General features: G+C 44.2%; 7 protein-coding genes and 2 pseudogenes. 2 read left to right on the forward strand and 7 right to left on the reverse strand.

What is annotated here, in order from left to right:
* Positions 1 to 146: 146 nt before the first annotated feature.
* The 6 genes and pseudogenes from AB5217_RS02420 to AB5217_RS02445 all read right to left on the reverse strand — a co-directional run bounded on the left by AB5217_RS02420 (position 147) and on the right by AB5217_RS02445 (position 14,433).
* Positions 147 to 2,471: a family 20 glycosylhydrolase gene (locus AB5217_RS02420; RefSeq protein ID WP_032847018.1), complete on the reverse strand. Its 2,325-nt coding sequence runs from the start codon at positions 2,469 to 2,471 to the stop codon at positions 147 to 149.
* Between the two features lie 99 nt (positions 2,472 to 2,570).
* Entirely contained in the window at positions 2,571 to 4,394 is a 1,824-nt protein-coding gene (locus AB5217_RS02425) for a DUF5006 domain-containing protein (RefSeq protein WP_032847016.1), read from the reverse strand.
* A 43-nt stretch (positions 4,395 to 4,437) separates the two neighbouring features.
* On the reverse strand, positions 4,438 to 6,252 hold the full coding sequence (locus tag AB5217_RS02430) for a RagB/SusD family nutrient uptake outer membrane protein (protein WP_368112629.1): 1,815 nt from the start codon (positions 6,250 to 6,252) through the stop codon (positions 4,438 to 4,440).
* Positions 6,253 to 6,265: 13 nt separating this feature from the next.
* Positions 6,266 to 9,614, reverse strand: a pseudogene (locus AB5217_RS02435) (SusC/RagA family TonB-linked outer membrane protein).
* Between the two features lie 29 nt (positions 9,615 to 9,643).
* Positions 9,644 to 11,296, reverse strand: a complete 1,653-nt coding sequence (locus AB5217_RS02440; RefSeq protein WP_032847014.1) for a glycosyl hydrolase family 18 protein — start codon at positions 11,294 to 11,296, stop codon at positions 9,644 to 9,646.
* A 1,403-nt stretch (positions 11,297 to 12,699) separates the two neighbouring features.
* Complete coding sequence (locus tag AB5217_RS02445) at positions 12,700 to 14,433, reverse strand: ATP-binding protein (RefSeq protein ID WP_032847012.1); 1,734 nt, start codon at positions 14,431 to 14,433, stop codon at positions 12,700 to 12,702.
* A 485-nt stretch (positions 14,434 to 14,918) separates the two neighbouring features.
* Between AB5217_RS02445 and AB5217_RS02450 the strand changes: the two genes are divergently transcribed.
* The gene (locus AB5217_RS02450; RefSeq protein WP_032854521.1) at positions 14,919 to 17,366 is read left to right on the forward strand and encodes a glycosyl hydrolase family 95 catalytic domain-containing protein; all 2,448 of its coding nucleotides are present in this window, start codon (positions 14,919 to 14,921) and stop codon (positions 17,364 to 17,366) included.
* 36 nt (positions 17,367 to 17,402) lie between these two features.
* Positions 17,403 to 21,348, forward strand: a pseudogene (locus AB5217_RS02455) (two-component regulator propeller domain-containing protein).
* Between the two features lie 157 nt (positions 21,349 to 21,505).
* Here the strand turns inward: AB5217_RS02455 and AB5217_RS02460 are convergent.
* Positions 21,506 to 22,870, reverse strand: a complete 1,365-nt coding sequence (locus AB5217_RS02460; protein WP_032847025.1) for an efflux transporter outer membrane subunit — start codon at positions 22,868 to 22,870, stop codon at positions 21,506 to 21,508.
* Between the last annotated feature and the right edge of the window lie 10 nt (positions 22,871 to 22,880).

Genomic DNA, 22,880 nt, shown 5'->3' on the forward strand with positions numbered 1-22,880 from the left:
AATGTGTATGGCATATATGACCTGCGTGTTGGATCTATATGTCCAACACGCAAGCTATATATAGCCTATTTAATCAATCGCCACCTTACTAGACTTAAAAAATAATCCGCGCTTATGCGTCGCCCTCCATACCTGCCTGGCTTGTCTTACTCCAGCATCACTTCATCAAAAAAGATTCTCGATGTCTGTCCCGGTCTCACATGAGATGCAGGACAAACTCCCGGACCTTTGGCGGTCACACGTACATAACGGGCCTGTGTGCCTCCCAGTTTCAATGACAGGTTTTCTATAAAATTCCCTTCACGGAAAATCTCTTCAGACGTGAAGCTCTGCACAACGGCTTCGCGGAACTTGGAGTTATCATCCGAAACTTCCACCCTCACGGATGCCGGCTTATGGATAGCCATTCCATTGTTCGTGATGCATCCCAATATCAACGTGTTCAGCATTTCCGGCTTCAGCAAGTCAATCGTAAAAGAGACAGAGTCATTGTCCGCCCATGAGCACCACTCGAAATCCGAATACTTCAGGCTTCCGCGTATTCCATTCGTCAGGAGCTTTTCGGCCGGATTGGTTCCCAGTACAGGTTTGGCGGTAGCCAGATTCCATCGGGCAGGAAGTATCAACGTCTTTCCCATCTGTCTGCCGTGCGCAAAAGTTGCACCTTTTAGGGTAAGCGCCTCTTTTACAGGCACTATTTTTTCGTAGAGCGGTGAAGTTGCCGTAGGTTCGCTGCCGTCCGTCGTATAATGTATCTCCATATCGGGGCGGATACATTCCAGTTTCACTTCAAGAACTCCGTTGTTTGGAGTTACCGTATGCTGGATATTATACATTGAACGGGCGTACACGATGCCTTTAGCTGTCAGATGCTCATTATAGGCATCCAGTCCTTTCAAAAACGCAGTCCAGTCCTTGTGTTCAGGCTGTGTCCATGCCACTTCCGCCAGGGCGGCAAGACGGGGGAACACTAAATAGTCGACATCTTCCGGTTTGTTGCAGAACTCCGTCCACATAGATGCCTGTACGCCCATTAACAAGGAAGCATATTCCGGTTTCCAGTCCGCTTGCACAGGTTCGTAATCGTAGATGTCTTTCAGCGTGTTATTTCCGAAATAGGTCTGGGGTTCGAACCATTGCGGACCTTGATAACGAATCAGATACAAGATGCGGGCAGGGGTCATAATGAACTGATGTCCTTTTTCCGCGGCTTTCAAAGCAGCCGTACCAAGTCCGCGCCAGCCTTGAATGATAACGCCTTCCGGCAGAAAACTGCTGTTTGTCAGTTCGTCCCAGCCTATCACTTCGCGTCCTTTGCTGCGTACATAGTCGCTCATCCGTTTCATAAAGTAACCTTGCAGGTCTTCTTCGTTGGCAAGATGCTCTTTCTTTATCCGTTCCTGGCAAAGCGGGCATTTTTTCCAGTACCCTTTCTGCGCCTCATCTCCTCCCAGATGAATATATCGCGAAGGGAAGATTGCCATCACTTCATCTAAAACATCTTGCAAGAATGTAAATGCACTATCTTTTCCGGCACAATAAATCACTCCCGAATTACTTCCGCCCAAACCCGGAATTACTCCGATGTAACTGTCTACTACGGGGCAAGCCAGTTGCGGATAGGCAGCCAGTGCGGCGTTACTGTGGGCGGGCATATCTATTTCGGGGATAATTTCTATCTGGCGGTCGGCAGCATAGGAGACCATTTCTTTAATATCTTCCTGTGTATAAAATCCACCGATAGGAGTGAGTTCACCCGGTTCGGCGTTACGGCGGAAATAGAAGGGAACGTCCATGCGGTTCACTCTCCATGCTCCCACTTCCGTCAGGCGGGGATATTTCTTGATTTCCAATCGCCAGCCGTTATCGTCCGTGAGATGGAAATGAAGCGTATTGATTTTGAGCATGCCCATACAGTCGATGATACGCAACACGTTTTCCTTGGGGATGAAGAAACGGGCGGCATCCAGCATCAATGCCCGATAGCCGAAGCGTGGCTCATCCTGAATGGTTACTGCGGGGATACTCCATCGGATATTCTTAGCCTGTTGATTGCCTTCAACAGCCGACGGCAACAATAGGCGGATGGTCTGTAATGCATAGAAAAAGCCTTTTATATCCGATGCCTTTACCTGAATCTGTTCCGGAGTAACTGCCAACTGATAGGCTTCGCTTTTTAAAGAAGAGTCGGTTGTAAAGCAGACATGGCTCTTCTCACTGCCACCTATTGCCAACTGTGGGGTGATCCCCGAGCTTCTCTTCAATAAGTTTATAAAGTTGCGGACGATGACAGCCTGCTCATGGTTCTCTACCGAAAACAGCGTTTGAGAAGAGAAGGTAAAGTTGCCCTCTCCCGGCACGACCTGCGCCGGACGGGGAACTATTGAAATAGGGGGAGATGTCAAGTTGGCGGCATGCATACTAATCAAAGACATCAATAGCATGAAAATAATTAAGATTTTTTTCTTCATGGTAATAAAACTTTTAAGAGTGAAAAATGTCGAAAGAGATGCATAAACACCTGACTTCCGACATTTTATCAATTAATCTATTGAAAGCAGAACACAATATTAGTAGAATAATTGACCTGCATTTGCCCAGTATGTCACACCTTCGTCCGAATACGTGCTATTCGTATAAAAACGAATCCAATCAATTTCCATCATAGGTGTATTCGGATCGGTCTTAGGTTCGGAAATAGCCTTCAATACACTATCCCATCCGTCCGGACGATTGTCTGCCGGAGCAAAAAGGAAATCCAAAGCCAAGCCATCTGCAGGAGCAAAACCCCAAGAACTTGTCGAAGGGACATCTACATTCGTACTTCCATTGATTCCTACTTTTATTCCATCTGTAGTCAATTCTACCCAATAAATATTATAATCACCAATTTTTGGGAGTGGGCTTGTTTTAGTACCATCTTCCATTGTCGAGAAAACACCTTGTGTCACCAAGTTTCCTTTCGTATTTCTAAGAATATCGATTCTCTGTGTTTGTTTATCAAATACGCCCCCAGGTGCATCTCTAAGCTCAATGACCGGGACAATACCCGTACGATCTCCCGTCACACGCACTCTCATTTCTATACGCATTCCCGGATTGATGTGTATAAAACGGGTAGAAGCACCTGAACCGCCTCTTCCAATATATACAGCAGCCGAACCGTAATCTCTACTCGCACCAAGTCCGTCTCCCGGTGTGGAACCAGCTTGTACCCACAATTGATAAGTACCGTCTTCTGTTACATTAGAACATTTATCGCGATTAGCAGCAAACACATCTTGTATTGATTTAGTTGGAATATAATTAAAAGACCAATGCCTATAGTTACCAAACGACGTATTCGGCTTCGTCGGCATACTCCACCCGAAAGAGCTTTGTATAAAATGGAACTCTACGCCACTCCAGAATTTCCATCCTTCCTCTGCTAATTTCTGGTTGGGATGCGAAGTTAACGAAGCATAATCAGTTCCAGGTTTAGCACCCGTTTTTCCGGTTATTTCTACAGACGAGCTTCTGTCACTCCCCCACCAAGCATCGAATTTGCTTTTATTGCCTTTAGATACAAATGGATATTCCGGATGTTCATACACCAAGGTCGGATCATACATATCCGGATTGGCAAGAGATTCGAGGTCAGTCATCATAATTACTAATTGATCAGACTTCATCGGATTAGCTTCAGAGTTTGAAGTGAAATTCAATGTCAACTCCTTGTCTCCTGTCTTCGCTCCATCCATAACTAAAGATATAGGGTCAGTTTTTGCGTTCAGCGCTCCTGCAGGAATAGTCAGTTCACTGGGCAAATTTTCAAAAGAGCTCTCATCCTCCGCTTTTGCGCTGATACTTACCGCAATAGGTATTGCCCTCGGTTTATCCAGACTGGCTACCAACACAAATTTATCACCTTCCGTAACTATATTGTCCGCATTGCCTTGTATTGCCATATTTACCCGATAGTAATCGGACACTTTTATAGGAAAACTAGGGTTACCAATCTCGTATCCGCGGGAAAAAGCTACAAAATTAAAGTTTTTACTTCCTTCCAATCCAGTTTCTTTCAGAGGGAACTCAACACGAATACTCTTCTCACCTTTCGGAAAAGTAACGATGTTATGAAAATCTTTGAATACGCCGGACACATCCTCCGTACCAGTTTTAGCGGTAAAATAAATATCAAAATCTTCGTTAGCCAAAACCTCGCTTCCATCCTTATCCGGATTAATATCCAAATCGACAACTAACTTTTCGCCCATTACAAAAGTCGTATTATTGACAGTCATCGTAAAAGGAACAGCTTGTGGTAAAGGCAAATACTTAGTTTCATCTTCACATCCCATCAAGCATACACCCAATAGAGATATTGAAAATAGTTTGTAGAATATATTCTTCATGTTTTTTTCTTTATAATTATCAATGAACTTAAGTTGATGCTTCTCAATTTTTGCGCCACCCCGGATTCTGTGTCAGTTCTTTATTCAATGATATCTCGCTCGGTGGAATCGGAAGCAGATAATCACGTCCCGCATCAAACTGGAACCCACGTGGAAGAACATTTTTCAGTGGATCCAAGTAATCGTTATTGTCTACCAGAATTTGAGCCAATTCTTCATTCTTCGGATCAATTGATTTATATAAAACGCTGCCGGCTCCAAAGTAAGCGCCTCCGCCACGTTTCCCCTGGAATAACTTATGTGCTCTCCAACGCATCAAATCATCCAAACGCATTCCCTGCAATGGCAGTTCAGAGCGTCTTTCCCGACGGATTTCTTGCAGATTGGCAGAAATTGTATAACCAAAATCAGGGAAATTGGGATCAATAGCTGATGGAGCGAGATAAGTGACTCCGGCCCGTTCGCGTAATGGCTTTATAATCTTCTCCAAAACAGCAGCATCACATTTTCCCAATTCTTCCGCAGCTTCTGCATAAGCCAGCAAGGCTTCTGCATAACGAATCATTGGAGTGGCAGTTTCTCCCTGCCCACTTACGAATGTAGTATCAATTCCCATACGGATATGATAGCCGGTAGTATTACTCTGATTTCCGGTACTTACAATTTGAGGAGGATTGATTAAATCTTTATCTTCCTCTGAATAAGCCTTCACCAGCATTTTCTTAGCTCCTTTCACTGTCATCGATTTGTATTTACAGTCCGAATGCATTACAGTGGCCAGCAACCGACCATCCCTATCATTAAAAGATTCATTGAAATCTTTTAATTTTGCGGCTGTGGGATCAATAAAGTTGCCATCCACACTTAAATAATTATCTACTAATGATTGAGAAAGTCCAGCTGGTCCTTCAGCATCACACATTCCACTGGATAAATTCGTATTTAAACTGTGAACCAAGTTGTCGGCAATTGAATATTTCTTCCAAAACAACACTTCCTGGGTAGCCGACAAATCTTTTGAATTGAATAGGTTTCCATACGCATCATCAATATTCTTCACTGATTTATCATTCTCTTTTGTGTTTAATGTAATACCCATTTGAAACAATTCATCCCCCAAAGTAAGTACTTGCTGCAAAAAATCATCTGATTTATACTCGGCAGCAGCAAAGTCAGTACCTTTATGATATTTCTCCCACGTACCTTCAAAGAGTGCCACTCTCATCGCCATAACCATAGCAGCTTCTTTACAAATACGCAATCCCTGATATTTGCTGCGGGAATATAGCAACTCTTTAGCTGCCTTCAAATCATCAAGAATGAATTGTGCCACTGCCGAACGATCACGTGCCGGAATCTGTAACCCGCCAACGGTAGCGTTTCCATCCCAAAACTTGTCCATCACAGGAATACTGCCGAATTTAGTCAACAAGTAATAGTGCCAATATGCACGAAAGAAATAGGCTTCTCCTTTCAGAGATAATACTTCCGCCGTTTCTTCAGCTGCCGGTACTTTATAATATTCTAAGAAGTAATTGACACTACGTAGATTCTGGTATCCTTTCTGCCATTCTGTTACGCCTCCGATAGATTCTTGCAACTCTCCGTTCATACGCCTGTCATACACCATGGCTACCATATTATCACTATTCTTTTCTTCTCCCATTATTCCCATGCCATAGGCACCTGCAGAAGGAAGAGCAATATACAAACCATTGACATAATTAGTCACGGCACTTTGATTCGTCAAGAATGTCTCGCTACTGGGCACCACCAAAGGCACTTTATCCAGAAAGTCAGAACAGGAAGTCAATAAAGTACCAGCTAAAGCTACTGCTAATAAATATATTTTTTTCATCATTATCCTCTATTTAAAAAGTAAAATCAAGTCCGAATACAAAATTCCGGTTTAGCGGATACACCATACCATTACCATTAGATACGACCGGTGAGGTTAGACCCGGAGCCTCTGTAGTAGTACCTCCAGCCATTCCGTTCACCTGATTAAGCGTTTCCGGGTCAAACTGTTTTGGCAATTTTGTTACAGTAAACAGGTTATCGCATGCTACATACAATTTCAGTCGACTAATACCGATATGTTTTAGCAACTTCTTATCGAAATTATATGATACAGTCAGGTTCTTCATACGCATATAAGCTGCATTCAATAAATAGCGAGTTGAATTATACCCTGTATTTACATAAAAGTCCTGATTATTTTTCCAGCTAGTCAGACGAGGCAAAAAGCCATTCGGAGTCTCCGGGCTGAAATAATCCAGATGCTCCTTGAAGTTATAGCTACCTGCACTAAACATATAGCTACTTCCCGAAATCGGGAAATCCCTTTTTGCCACTCCTTGCAATAAAGTAGATACTTCAAAACCCTTATATCCCACATTCAAATTGATACCGAACGAATATTTGGGAGTTGTATTACCAATAATCTTCAAGTCACCATGATTGTATATCGTACCGTCACCACCATCTATTTTCCCATCATTATTGGAATCTATATATTTCAAATCTCCACGACGCCACATATCATCCGGCTTGAGCGCACTCATATCCACCTTTCGCAAGTAATCGTCAATCTCACGGTTTGTCATGAAAAGATCGTCAGCCTGATACCCCCAAATCTCACCAAGATCCATCCCTTCATAATATCCTTTATTAGGACCATACCCGGTGTGATTATTGTAAATGGTTCCATCCGGATTATTATATTTGGTAACGACAGCCTTATAGCTAAACACATTGAATCCTACGCCATAACTAAATCCACATTTCAGCTGATCATGCCAGTTCACCGAAAGCTCCCATCCACGGTTACGCAATGTAGCATTATTTATTTTAGAGCGGTTTTCGGAAGCTATACCACTAATATCGGGAATAGCTTCGGCCGGGCCAATCATATCCCTTGTCATGCGCTGGTATATATTTGCTTCTAAAGAAAGCCGATTGTCGAACAGCATCAAATCAAGTCCCAAGTTTGCATTATCCACTTTTTCCCATGTAATAAACGGACTTACCATTTTAGGGGTCTTTGCTATCGTTCCCTTGATAGCACTGGCAGAAGAGGCAGTAGGCAATAACCAACCATTAGACCCCAAAGCATCCAATGACATAGTGGCCAGATAATCGTATAATCCGGCTCCATTCTGATTACCCAGACGACCATAAGACACACGGACTTTCAATTGAGACACCGGAAGTTTCAGCCTCTGGAAGTAATCTGTTCTGGCAATATCATAACCAGCAGAGAATGAAGGAAAAAATCCCCAACGGTTTCCTTTTGCAAAACGTGAAGAGCCATCATAACGCCCGCTGAACTCAAAGAAATATATATTGTCATAATTCCAGTTCAACTTAAGGTAAGCCCCCATTGTAGCCCAATGTGTACGATCTTCTCCGGCTATGACGTTCCCGCTGGCATTTGCAAAAGAAAAGATATCATTACTCATCATTCCATCTTTATACATATACTCATTGGAATCTTCTTTCATTTCCATTTGGAATCCCGCCATTGCCTTGAAAGAATGTTTTCCCCATTGCTGAATATACATACTGGACACATTAGGCGACAAATAATAATTGAACAGACTTCCACGGGCATAAGAACCGAACTTCATTAACTTCCAATCGATATTCGGATAAGAGAATCCTTGCCTGCGTCCAGTAGCATCACCCGGTTTTAGCGTCCCTAAAGGAGTTTCATATTGCGGATTCTCATATAGAATCATATTGTTATTTTCTACATCAAAACGTATCTTCATTTCAGCCGTAACATCCCATCCTTTCATTAGAGTAGCCGTAGCGGATACTGACAAGGCATCTGAAAGCCGATTATTTTCATAATTCGAATTTTGCATGAAAAGCGTTTCGTTCCAGCTGGGAATATTATATTTTGAATCAATCGGCAAATGTGTAACTTGTGACGGACGATGCGAACCTATCTTATTATAAATAATAGACTGGTTGGGCATCGGACGTTTTATCATTTGCAAAGTTATATTATTATTTAGGTTGAATCTCAACCAGTCAGTAGGCTTCGCCTGTAGCTTTGTATTCAGATTATACTTGCTCAAATCATCCTTAACATGATCCAGAAAGCCCTCCTGATAGACATATCCCATACCGATATAGTAGTTTATCTTCTGCGATCCACCCTGTACACTCAAATTATGTGAATGACGAATGGACTTATCCTTGTAATAGTATTTAAACCAATCCGTATTGCCATACTGGGCATAATATGCACTAGCCCAGTCTTCTCCGTTACTAGATACATCTATTCCCGGAAATTCCTCTGAATATGGATTCTGCATGAATCCCTTAATCTTTTCTATAACCGAGTCCGAGATTCTATTAATCCCCGAAGCAGATGCACCGGCATCATACAAAGCATTATTATAATAAGCAAACTCCAAAGAATTCATCATCTGTGGAGTACGGATAGGAGAACTAAAACCAACTGTTCCCGAATAACTTACTTTAGCTTTTTCCGAATTTCCACTTTTAGTTGTAACCAATACCACACCATAGGCGGCACGGGCACCATAAATCGCGGCTGCCGAGGCGTCTTTCAACACACTGATACTAGCAACATCGGCGGGATTCACATTCTGCATACTTTGCTCGATTCCGTCTACCAATACATACGGTTCGCCACCATTGATAGAGCCAACACCACGGATATTGAATTTTATATCCGTACCCAACTCACCTCCTTTAGCTCCTCCCATTGCATCCGATGCGAAATTTAATCCTGCTACATTACCTTGCAAAGCGCTGGTGAGGTCCGTTATGGGACGATTGACGATATCATCTCCTTTCACTACAGATACCGCCGCCGTAATTGTATTTCTCTTTTGCGTATCCATACCGACAACAACAACCTCGTCAAGCACTTCCGTGTTTTCCTTCAATACGAATCGATTGTTTTGTAATTTTCACATCCAATGGAGTATAGCCAACATAACTTATAGAAAGCGTTTGCCCCGCTTTTCCCTGAACAGAAAAATTTCCGTCCAAATCCGTAATTGTTCCGGTTTTTGCACCTTTCACCATCACGCTGGCGCCAATAACAGCTTCTCCCTGTTCGTCCACTACTTGCCCCGTAATCATCTTTTGTTGGGCAATGACCCCTATCGGCAATAAGAATAGGAAAATCAGAAGAAAAACAAGTCGTTCTTGTATCTTCATTAATTTTTCTTTTTTCATAATATTACATTTAATAATTAAGATTACATTTACTTGGGATTATTAATCTCATAAGCAACAAACTCCTCTTGTATCGCTTTCAACAATGATTTTTCATTATTTACCGACACATCGGACCCCCAACTCATTATTCCTCTATAGCCTTCCTCACAAGCATACTTCGCTTTTTTACGAATCGTATTCTGACCATTAAGAGTATACGTTTTGCCATTATACGTAAATTCATCCAAAGCAACATCCGAAAGTCCACCATTTATAAAATCAGAGTAAGAGACTTGTTCTCCATTTACACCGGTAGTCCCGATAAAAGGCACACCGAGAACCAGTTTATCTGCCGGAATCCCGTACTCAACAGCCATTTCTGCATCTTTTACAAATTGCTCATAAGAATATCGCATCACTGCCGGTCCGTAGCATTGGTAAGACATAAAATCCAAAGCTTCAATCGCATTTTTCGAAATTTTATAAGCAACCGGATGAAGGGATACGGAGAAACATACGTCTTTGCCAAGTATCTGTCTGATTTTCACAATCGTTGCACTGTAGTTAGCATATTCTGTCTCCGTAGTAGGCCATTCAATATCAAGGTCTACTCCGTCAAATTCATATTCCTTCAAAACACTCTTCAAATTATTAGCAAATGCGGTACGCGTATTATCAGCACTCATCATTTGCCTCCATTGCCCGCTGCCGAATCCTAATCGTAATTTTCGGCTGTCATTACCTGCCTGAGCTGCCAAGGTTTCGCGTATTTTTTTCCAACGGTCCAACCAAGTGTGAGAGTCCTTCCCCGGATTGGTAGAATCATCATATTGCCAATAAGCCAACACTTTTGCTACCATATTCCAATTATTGAATTTTATACCATTCTTCCCACCAATACCTGCTGCCATACTCCAAAAAGAAGTTTCATCCAAACGGCCTTTGAAGTTTTCACCTATATAAAAATCGGCACGGGCAGTAGGCAATACGATTTCTTTGTCAAGCGTAGAAGACCACGCATCTACAAAAATCCTGAATTGTTTTTTATCACCATCATAATCTACCGCCAGATAATGCCAAGCTCCCGGAGCCAAGCCCGTGGCATCCACATAGGTACCTGCTGTCACTGATGCATTTCCCAACGCCCAGCTCACAGTCTGCTCATTAGCACCTAATTGTAAGGCAGCCAACACTTTATCTCCACTTGTTTTTTTAAAGATATATGCTCCGGGCACCCACTCATCTATAAATATATAGGTAGCAAAAGTGAAACTCTTATTAAATGTCTCTTCTGTAGAATGCAATAATCCATCTTTTCCATTCATTTTTCCGGTTCCGTCAAATTTTATCACACCGCTACGTCCCTCATAAGTAGCTTCATGCGAAACCCCGCCTGTAAAAGTTGCATCATTTATAGGCAAGTCAAAAGCTATATCTCCATTAGCATAAGGACGCGCAGCCAAATAAATAAGATCATTGCTGACAATCAGATTTTCTACCGGAATACGGTTTAATTCGAAAGGGTCACCACCAATGTATTGACAATTGATTAATGTTTTCTCAGCCGGATCATCCACTCCCGGCTGTCCGGTGATTGCTCCTTCAGGGGGCATTCCACCCGGAACTTCTACCCATTTAGTGTCTTTACAAGCTGTTAGCGATACTAACACGAAAAGACATAAAAAGAATTTGTTTCTCATAAATTTAAGTTATTAAGATTTTCTATTCGCTGACAATAAGAGTCTCCATTAATCAAACAATTGGTTTTTCTCCTAAAATCAACGTCACAAAAATAGGTACAACAACAAAAATCAATATTTAAAAAATAGCCATTAAATATTCACTTTTCACCAAATCAACCCGTTCCATCGGAGAAATGGTTCTTATCTCAAAAAGACAATGATTAAAACACCCAACTATCCGGTTCTGACCTTGCCAAAACCCTCTTATTGAATATTCATGTTATAATCCGGTTCAGCCGTTTCAGTGTTGTCTGCAAACGCCTTGATAGGAGGAAATAGCGGCTGAAAGCGGAAAAAGACATCCCTCGCAGAAAGATACTGCAAACAAGGTAGAGTGCTTTCAGCGCATCCAGTTTTCTCAAATTAGCTGATGGATCTATATATTCAGCGTAGTAGGTATATATACTCACCACGCTGAATCTATATACCCAACAAGCGGGGTATATAGATTCATCACGTGGGCAAAAGTCGGTGGAGTGTGGGATGGAAATCACCGACGCGTGAGCTGAACAAAATTGAGCCTCTATTTTTTGGTAAAACAGAGGCTCAGTTCTAATGAAATGCAGGCTTCGTTTCGCTAAAACAGAGCCTTTGTTTAAAGTAGATATAGTATCAAAAAAGGAACTAAAATTATACGCTTTTGCATTCAGGTCTGCTTTTAGGCAAAAACTCCGATGAAAAGGACTTTTTGGGAAGAACTGAAAGCTGAAGCCGGTTTTTTACTGTTATTATTTAGTAGTAGACTTGACCGGAACAAATACTACATACAATGAAATGATGTAAGAGACTTGAGCAAGTCAAGTACATGGCTCTGCTTACTTCAGTACTGGTTTAAACAAGTTCATCCACACATAGTTTTATTCCTTACCGCATCACCATCGAGCAAGATTAGTAAAGCTATTTCGTAATTAGTTTCAAATTGCCTTATCTATCGATTTGTTCGACACCGAGAAACGATGTGTTTCTCGGTGTGCAACAGGTCGTTGGTTTTAAAGGAAAAAAGAGGGAAGATAACTATTTATATATCAACATATTACAGAATCACACTCATCGTTTGATATGTTTAAGAAATTTAGTTACCCTTTTTAATAGGTTGAGTCATCTTTAACACTTATTTTATTACAATAATAATTACACATAACTGCTTTATCTTTTATTCTTATGTCTAAAATATTTCCAGTCCACAGGTAAGCAACCATAAGCCCACGTGGTGAGTATATATGCCTACCAAGCTAAATATATAGATTTAGCGCATAAATTAGTTTATCATACAAAGTCTGGCAATCAGACAACTCTTTGTTGAAATAAGGGAATTACAGATATATTTTGCCTAAAATGAGAAATGACAGTATAAATTGAGCTTATTTCAGCATGACTTCCTCCACCCGTTCCAGTTCCCATCCGCGAAACTGCATCACAATACAATGCAACTCGGTTCCGTGCACCATCTGACGCACCTTAGCACCAACGGCATAACCTTTTATTTGCTCTACAGCTTCTTGCCATTGGGCTTCGGCTTTCGCTTCGGAATCCTTGGTGGAGAGGTATTTCAGTTCGATGATATAGCTGTGCTTCACGTCATAGCGTATCAAGTCAGGCATAAGAAACAGGTCACAATAACCGTGATTCAATTCTAGTTCCGGAGCTATCAGGTAATAGGCATTTGTACTCAGGTAAGCAGTAAAGAAGCCTTGCAAGTTGCGCTCGCCTTCGATGGAGCTTCGCACGGAAGAGTTTTCCTTGTAGGCATGAGCAATAAATTCCATCGTTTCACGCCAATGACCTTCGTAAGCCATTTCATAATACATCAAGCCAAGGTCATTCAGATTGATATGCCGGTTATCCTGATATTCTTCCAACAGAAATTCGTAATACTGCTTACGCACGTTATTATTGGGAATACTCAACACCAGATAGTTGCCCCGAGTAGCAGTGATGGTAAGCATACCGTAATAAAAGAGCAGACTGGGAAAAATCTCCGGCTTGGTGATATCAATAGCGGGAAAGGTAGTCGTCAATGTGGTGATAATCTGCCCCTCTTCGGTGATTTTGCGCAACACGCCTTTGCGGTTACCGTCCAATTTGTCCAAACGGATGAGTTTCTTCATCTTGTTGTAGTCAGTACGGGTGTTGGGGTCTATCATCTCTTTGGGTGATTTGCCCAAATCCATATAGTTACGCAAATAATAGAGTACCATGTCACAATTGAACATCTTCGGGTCACGTTCCAGACTTTCTTCGGCAAAACAATAATTGTCATACCACGGACGCATTTCCTCTATCATCGCACTTATATCCACATTGCCCGGCAACTGTCTGGCATCCTTATAGTATTGGAGCATCTCACGCACATCCGTTTCACTGAATCCCAGCATCATATTAAACTGGTGCTTGGTACTGATATTCCAACCGATATTAAATCCGCTAGTCAAGTCATCCAACGTCACGGGGCTGACACCGGTCATAAAGATGCGCTCAAACATACCTTTGAACTTCTTGAAGATTTCACGGTAAAAGCCGCTGGCATGGGTCAGCGCATGATAGACTTCCTTGCCCTGCTCATTCAACACCACATTGGTGAAGTTATCATATTCATCAATGATAAGATAAAGATGCGCTCCGGTTTCAGCCGCATGAAGATTCAGATAATTCAGTTTACTTACAAAATCGGGCTGTGTTTTCATCTCCTGAGCAAATCCCGGAAAATAATAAGATTCGTAGGACATACCGAACAAATCCATGACCATACAGCAATAACGGTCGAAGTTCTCGGCCAACGTACCACTACCACCGCTGGCACGGGAAAAGTCAAGAAAGAGTATCTGGAAAGTCCCTTGCAGCCGTGTAGGGCGACTGCCTATCCATAGATTGCCGAAGCGTTTATCGAACTTTTCTCTTTGAGCGATGTCATAATAAGCCCGGAGCATACTCAGAAAGATGCTCTTGCCGAAGCGGCGGGGACGGATAAAGAACAAATTACTGGGTTGCTCTTCCAACAAAGGCAGATAGATCGTTTTATCCACGTAATATTGGTTCTGCTCCACCACTTCCACAAAGTTGGAAACTCCATAAGGGATTCTTTTTACTTCTTCCATGATTTGTTCCTTTCTTTAGTTCTCATATCTATGAGGATAATACAAAAGTAGCATATTTCAGCAGAAAGAACAAAGAAAGGGAAAGAAAGTTGAAAGATTGCCGCATTGAAGTGACAGACATAAATCCTTTTATTTTTTCATGCTATTAGCCGGATGAGATTTATAGCAGAAACTGTTTAGGTAATAACTGTCATAAAGAAAGTTGCATTATTGAAACAAAGCGGGCTGCCACAGGAAATGGATTCATCATCGTTGCTTTCTTACGGACCTTATCTATAAACATGTTCATTTTGGTCGATATTACAATGAGGTCCTTATGCCCTTCGTCATACAGTTTCTCATTAGAAACATCTTACTACCTACACAAAGAAGCACTTTTGGTGATTTTTAAAAGCTTATTGGTTATAATCGAAAGCAGGCCGTTCGCTGAAATCCTAAAAAAACAATACCTTTGCACATCACATTCCTTATAAATAATACATCTTATGAAGAAACTCTGCTTCCTTATTTTTTGCACTCTCTTTTCACTCACTGCATCATCAATAGAAACGGTGGATTATACACAAGAACTTTCCATATGGTTCGACACTCCCAACAATCTCGACGGACAAGCTGTCTGGCTACGCGCTTCGGGCACAGGGGCGAATCCGGACAAGACATGGGAAAGCCGTTCGCTACCCATCGGGAATGGTAGTCTGGGAGCAAATATCATGGGCTCCATATCCGCGGAACGAATCACACTGAATGAAAAGACGCTTTGGAAAGGTGGACCGAATACTGCCAAAGGCGCCGAATATTATTGGAATGTAAACAAACAGTCGGCAGGTGTATTGAAAGAAATACGACAGGCTTTTCTGGACGGAGATTCCCAAAAGGCGGGGTATCTCACACAAGAAAACTTCAACGGGCTGGGAGCTTATGAAGAAAAAGACGAGACTCCGTTCCGCTTCGGTGCTTTTACCACGATGGGAGAGCTTTATGTGGAAACCGGACTCAGCGAAATCAATATGAGCAATTACCGCCGCATCCTGTCGTTGGATTCGGCGATGGCTGTGGTGCAATTTTACAAAGACGGGATACGGTATCAACGTAAATACTTCATATCCTATCCAGACAGCGTTATGGTCATGAAGTTTACTGCCGACAAAGGCGGAAAACAGAATCTTGTACTTAGCTATTGTCCCAACAACGAAGCAAAAAGCCATCTGGAAGCAGATGGAAACGACGGATTAGTATATACCGGCGTTCTCAATAACAACGGAATGAAATTCGCTTTCCGAATCAAAGCTATCCACAAAGGGGGAACACTGAAAGCAGAAAACGACCGGATTATTGTGAAGGATGCTGACGAAGTGGTATTCCTGCTTACGGCAGATACCGATTATAAGATGAACTTTGCCCCAGACTTCAAAGACCCGAAAGCCTACGTCGGCAACGACCCGTCACAAACGACTCTGGCTATGATGGACAATGCCCTGAAAAAAGGTTATGACGAGCTTTATCGTAATCACGAAGCCGATTATACCGCGCTGTTCAATCGGGTACGTTTTGAAATCAATCCGGAAATCGGCACTCCCAACCTGCCGACCTACAAACGACTGGCTAGCTATAAGAAAGGCGTGCCGGACTATCAGCTCGAACAATTGTACTATCAGTTCGGACGCTATCTGCTCATAGCCAGTTCGCGCCCCGGCAACATGCCAGCCAACCTGCAAGGATTGTGGCACAACAATACCGACGGCCCGTGGCGGGTAGATTACCACAATAACATCAACATTCAAATGAATTACTGGCCTGCGTGCCCCACCAATCTCTCTGAATGTACATGGCCTTTGATTGACTTTATACGCAGCTTGGTAAAACCCGGCGAGAAGACAGCACAAGCCTATTTCAACGCCCGCGGATGGACAGCATCCATCTCTGCCAATATCTTCGGATTCACAGCTCCCTTATCCAGCAAATCTATGGCATGGAACCTGAATCCTACCGTCGGTCCGTGGCTGGCAACGCATATATGGGAGTATTATGATTATACCCGTGACACGAAATTCTTAAAGGAAATCGGCTACGACCTTATCAAAAGCAGCGCACAGTTTGCGGTAGACCACTTGTGGCACAAGCCCGACGGGACTTACACCGCCGCTCCTTCCACTTCTCCCGAACACGGCCCGGTGGACGAGGGAGTCACTTTCGCGCATGCCGTAGTACGTGAAATATTACTGGACGCCATCCAGGCAAGCAAGGTGCTCGGAACGGACGCCAAAGAACGCAAACAATGGGAAAACGTACTGACCAAACTGGTTCCGTACCGTATAGGACGCTACGGTCAGTTGTTGGAATGGTCTACCGACATAGACGACCCGAAAGATGAACACCGCCACGTCAACCACCTGTTCGGATTGCATCCGGGGCATACCATCTCTCCCGTGACTACCCCCGAACTTGCACAGGCAGCCAGAGTGGTACTGGAACATCGCGGAGACGGCGCTACCGGTTGGAGCATGGGTTGGAAGCTCAACCAATGGGCACGACTGCAAGACGGAAACCATGCGTATAAACTATACGGCAACTTATTGAAAAACGGTACACTGGACAACCTCTGGGATACCCATGCGCCTTTCCAGATAGACGGAAACTTCGGCGGTACGGCAGGAATAACCGAGATGTTATTGCAAAGCCACATGGGATTCATCCAACTTCTTCCCGCTTTGCCGGATGCATGGGCAAACGGCTCAATAAGCGGAATCTGCGCCAAAGGAAATTTTGAGGTTTCCATCTCCTGGAAAGAGGGACAACTGGAGAAAGCTATCATCCATTCCAAATCCGGAATCCCCTGTAACGTAAGATACGGAGACAAGACGCTCAAGTTCAAGACCGTAAAAGGGAAAAAATACGAAATCACCTTAAAAGGGGACAAGTTAGCCGTATTATAAAGAAGGCATCTGTCCTCATAAACAAACCTGCTTTACATGAAAACCAAATACGCTGTTCTGCCAAGCCTTTTCTTTATCATACAGTTAGTCGGTGTTCTCCCTCTCCGGGCAGAACACTATTACTTTAAACAAATCTCTCTGAAAGAAGGGTTGCCTTCCAACGTGCGCTGTATTCTCCGGGATGAGCAGGGTTTCGTATGGATAGGTACCAAATCGGGACTGGGAAAGTTCGACGGGCACGAACTGAAAAGATACAAACACCAGGCAAACGACCCGAACTCGCTTCTCCACAACCTGATTTATCAGATTGCCGAAGACAAGCAACACAACATCTGGGTACTGACTGAAAAAGGTATTGCCCGCTACCAACAGCAGAGCAACGACTTCACGTTCCCCACGGACGAGGACGGGAAGAATATCACCGCCTATTCCTTCTGCCTTGTCCCGGACGGAATCCTCTTTGGCGGCAAGGACAGGATTTACAAATATAGTTATAACGATTCTTCTCTCCGGCTTCTGCAATATTTCAACGCCAACTCTTTTAAAATCAACGCTCTCAGTATGTGGGATTCAAAGACGTTGCTTTGTTGCAGCCGTTGGACAGGCATATACCTCGTAGACCTGCATACCGGAGAGCACAGACGGCCCCCCTTTCGACTGCGGGCCGGAAATTACCACCATGATGACCGACAGCCGGAAAAGAATATGGATTGCCCCTTACAGCGGCGGACTTCGTTGCTACTCATACGACGGCAAACTACTGGCTTCGTACTCCACCCGCAACTCCGCCCTTAGCAACGACATCGTCCTAAGCCTCGCCGAAAGGGAAGGGCAACTGTGGATAGGAACAGATGGCGGCGGAATCAATATCCTCACCTCCGAAACCGGGGAAATCTCCCAACTGGAATATATCCCGGGACGTGAAAACTACTCTCTCCCCGCCAACTCCATTCTCTGCCTGCACAACGACCACAATAACAATATATGGGCAGGAAGCACCTGCAACGGATTAATCAGCATCCGGGAAGTGTTCATGAAAACCTACACCGACGTAGTCCCCGGCAACGACCGCGGACTAAGCAACAGCACCGTGCGAAGCCTTTACCGCCAATCGACCGACAGTATCTGGATTGGTACGGACGGCGGCGGTATCAACCTCTTTAACCCGCGTACCGAGAAATTCACCCATTATCTTTCTACCTGGAACGATAAAATAGCGTTTATCAGCGGATTCACTCCCGGAAAACTACTGATTTCCCTTTTCTCCAAAGGAGTATTCATATTCAACCCCGCAACCGGGGAGAAACAGCCTTTTACCATTGTCGACAAAGAAACTACGACACAACTTTGCAACCGGGGTAAATCGGTCAACTTATATCAGAACACCCCCAACACCGTGTTATTACTGGGCGACCATGTCTACCAGTATCACCTGAAAGAAAAGAAATTCGACAAGGTCACCGGAGAAGAAGGGAAAAGTATTGTCGGCACGCTCGTCCCCTTCAAGCACGAGAACAACCGGACTTACATCAACGATTTCAAACATATCTACGAACTGCACGATGGGGATTCCTTGCTGCAAACAACCTTCGAATGTTATCAGGATACCGTAATCAGTTCGGCGTCACACGACGAGCACGGCGATTTCTGGATAGGAAGCAATTTCGGCCTTATCCACTACAACCCCGTTTCCCAAAAGCAGACGCACATCCCTACCAACCTGTTTACCGAAGTCAACATGGTGCAATGCGACCAGAGGGGCAAAGTATGGATAGGTGCGGATAATCTACTTTTCGCCTGGCTTATACAGGAACAGAAGTTCGTTCTCTTCGGAGAGTCGAACGGAGCTATCCAAAACGAATATCTGCCCAACGCCCGGTTGGTAAACAATGAGGGGGATGTCTATATCGGCGATGTAAAGGGTATGCTGCGCATTGACGGCCAGCTGCTGCTGAATACATCGGAAATGCCGGAACTGCAACTGTTGGATATTATCATCAATGGTGAGCCTGCACAGAACAAACTATATAGTCATCCGGCAGCAATCTCTGTCCCATGGGACAGCAATATCACCATCCGAATCATGTCGAAAGAAGAGGATATCTTCCGTAAGAAAGTCTACCGCTATCGGATAGAGGGGCTGAACGACCAGTATATCGAATCGTACCAGCCGGAATTGGTAATCCGGTCGTTACCACCGGGCAATTACAAGATTATGGCTTCATGCACAGCGAAAGACGGCAGCTGGATTCCCAACCAGAAAATACTAGAACTAACCGTACTTCCGCCATGGTATCGCACGTGGTGGTTCATTCTCGGTTGCACCATTCTCATTGCCACCATAATCATCGAAACTTTCCGCAGAACATTGAAACGTAATCAGGAAAAACTGAAATGGGCGATGAAAGAGCATGAGAAACAGATGTACGAGGAAAAGGTACGTTTTCTTATCAATATCAGCCACGAACTACGGACTCCGCTGACGCTGATTCATGCGCCACTCAATCAGATTTTGAAGTCGCTCTCTTCCGGAGACAGCCAATATCTGCCGTTAAAAGCCATCTACCGGCAGGCACAACGAATGAAGAACTTGATTAATATGGTGCTCGACGTGCGGAAAATGGAAGTAGGGGAGAGTAAACTGCAAATTCAGCCTCATCCGCTCAATCAATGGATTGAACACGTTTCGCAGGATTTTATCAGTGAGGGGGAAGCAAAGAATGTGCATATCCGCTATCAGCTCGACCCACGGATAGAGAAAGTCAGTTTCGATAAGGACAAATGCGAGATTATCCTAAGTAACCTGCTTATCAATGCCTTGAAACACAGTCCGCAGGACACGGAAATAACGATTGCTTCGGAACTGCTGCCCGAAGAAAACCGGGTGCGTATCTCCATCATCGACCAGGGATGCGGACTGAAACAAGTGGATACGCACAAGCTCTTTACCCGCTTCTACCAGGGAACGGGAGAACAGAGCGGAACAGGAATCGGCTTGTCTTACTCCAAGATTCTGGTGGAACTGCACGGCGGCTCTATCGGCGCACAGGATAATGAAGAAACCGGAGCCAGCTTTTTCTTTGAGTTGCCGTTGAGGCAGGAACCGGAAGAAATCATCTGCGAGCCAAAAGCTTATCTGAACGAGTTGATGATGGATGATAACAGCGGGCAGCCGTCCGCGAAAGAGGTATTCGACACCACTCCATACACTATTCTCGTAGTGGATGACAATCCGGATATGACAGACTTTCTGAAAAGAACGTTCGAAGGATACTTCAAACGGATAATTATCGCCGGAGACGGGGTGGAAGCCCTTCAACTGGTCAGAAGCCATGTCCCTGATATTATAGTCAGTGACGTGATGATGCCTCGGATGAACGGGTATAAACTTTGTAAAACGATTAAAGAGGATATCAATATCAGTCACATCCCAGTCATTCTGCTAACTGCCAGAGATGACAGGCAAAGCCAAATAAGCGGTTACAAGAATGGAGCGGACGGCTATTTAAGCAAACCTTTCGAAGTGGAAATGCTAATGGAACTTATCCGCAACCGGTTGAAAAACCGGGAATATACCAAGAAAAGGTATCTGAATGCAGGATTAATCCCCACACCGGAAGAAAGCACCATCAGCCTGACAGACGAAACATTCCTGATTAAACTGAATAGTATCATCCAGGAAAATATAGAAAATTCCAATCTGGGCATTCAGTTTATTTGCCAGGAAGTAGGATTGGGCCGTTCTTCGCTTTATAACAAACTGAAAGCACTTACAGGCATGGGAGCGAACGAGTATATCAGTAAGCTCCGTATAGAAAAAGCTATTACATTGATATCCGGCACGGATATGCCCTTCTCTGAAATTGCAGAGAAAACCGGGTTTACCACTCCGAGTTATTTCAGTACGGCTTTCAAGCAATATACCGGGGAAACACCCAGTCAATATAAAGAAAGAAAAAAGAAAGGTCTGGCTGGTAAATAATACCATCATTATTCTTTATGCTGGCTGAAGTTTCCGGCTGCAAGCCAATTCGCCGCATATTGACCGATATTGACCGATTAACAAACGGGCTGCCACAGAATCACTTCTCCGGCAGCCCTTCTTTCATTAAATTAGAAAACAGAGAGTATGATACAGTTTATTCCTGACCTCCTCCTAAAGCACGGTATAGGTTAATTAAACTTTGTATTTCAGTAAAATGATTGGCCGTCTGCGACAGTTGTGCACTAAGCAACGACTGCCGGGAGGTAAGCACTTCCAGATAGGTTGTATTACCATGCTCCATCAACAGAGTAGTGCTTCGCAGAGCCGTTTGCAGGGAAGTGATCTGTTTATCCAGCAAGATTCTTTTTCCCTGACTGGTTTGATAGGCAATCAACGCATCATTCACCTCACTACCGGCATTGAGCAACGTTTGCTGAAAACCAAGCGCCGCTTCTTCCTGTTGCGCACGGGCAATGCGGTATTGTGCCACCACCTGTCCTCTGTTAAAGAGCGGCTGCGTAAGCGAACCTACCGCCGACGCGAGAAACTTGCCCGGATTGATAATCATCGCCCCGGCGGAGTTTGTCCATCCGGCACTCCCGCTCAAAGTGATGGAAGGATAGAAAGCCGAACGTGCCGCATTGGTGCCATAGAACGCCGCTTCCAGCGTCCGCTCTGCCGAGCGGACATCCGGACGGGAAGAAAGCATCCGTACAGGAATCCCTATCGAGAAGTCGGCAGGAAACTGTTGCTTTGCCAATACACCACGCTCATAGTTGCGTGGCGTCTCCGCCAATAATAAGGCAAGACTGTTCTCCACCTGATTGATCTGCTGCTGCAAATCGAGAACCGAACCCTGCACCTGATAATAGGCCGCCTCCATCTGCGACACAGCGGATTCGTTCGCCAGTCCGGCATTCATCAGAGCGCGGGTGGAGGCCACGGTTTCTTTCCATGCCGTCTCCGTCTGACGGGAAAGGTCGAGTTGCTCATCCAGCATCAGCAGGGTATAGTAAGTATTGGCTATGCCTGTTATCAACTGGGTACGGACAGCCTGACGATAATCCTCGCTTTGAGCATAAAGTGCTTTCGCCTGTTTTTTGGCATTGCGCATACGACCGAATACGTCCAGCTCCCAACTGGCAGTAACGGGCAATGAATAAGCCTGCGTAGCCTTGTGTGTATCAAAACTGTTCACCGTTCCCTGCGGGGAAAGGGCAAAAGCAGGCAGAAAAGCAAGTTTGGCGGACATCAGTACGGCCTGTGCTTCTTCCACACGGAGCTGGGCAGACTGATAATCGGTATTGGTCTGCAATCCCACTTCAATGAGGGATTGCAAATAAGGGTCGGTGAAGAGTTCCCGCCAGTCCATATTACCCAGACCGGCAGTGTCTTCGGTCACCACTTCCCCGCCGTAAAGATCGTCGGGAACGACAGTGGCGGGTTCATATTTGGTATAGATGCCACAACCGCTCAACGACAGACTGATGGCAACTAATGTGATGATATTCTTCTTCATTCTTTCTTTC

This window comes from Bacteroides sp. MSSM.1001136sp1_RTP21357st2_D2_RTP21359_211015, from assembly GCF_040913205.1.
In the GTDB taxonomy this organism is placed as follows: Bacteria; Bacteroidota; Bacteroidia; order Bacteroidales; family Bacteroidaceae; genus Bacteroides; species Bacteroides ovatus.

Coding starts and splice junctions, on each gene's coding strand:
- AB5217_RS02420 (WP_032847018.1), bottom strand. CDS start 2,471: ATGAAGAAAAAAATCTTAATTATTTTCATGCTATTGATGTCTTTGATT.
- AB5217_RS02425 (WP_032847016.1), bottom strand. CDS start 4,394: ATGAAGAATATATTCTACAAACTATTTTCAATATCTCTATTGGGTGTA.
- AB5217_RS02430 (WP_368112629.1), bottom strand. CDS start 6,252: ATGAAAAAAATATATTTATTAGCAGTAGCTTTAGCTGGTACTTTATTG.
- AB5217_RS02440 (WP_032847014.1), bottom strand. CDS start 11,296: ATGAGAAACAAATTCTTTTTATGTCTTTTCGTGTTAGTATCGCTAACA.
- AB5217_RS02445 (WP_032847012.1), bottom strand. CDS start 14,433: ATGGAAGAAGTAAAAAGAATCCCTTATGGAGTTTCCAACTTTGTGGAA.
- AB5217_RS02450 (WP_032854521.1), top strand. CDS start 14,919: ATGAAGAAACTCTGCTTCCTTATTTTTTGCACTCTCTTTTCACTCACT.
- AB5217_RS02460 (WP_032847025.1), bottom strand. CDS start 22,870: ATGAAGAAGAATATCATCACATTAGTTGCCATCAGTCTGTCGTTGAGC.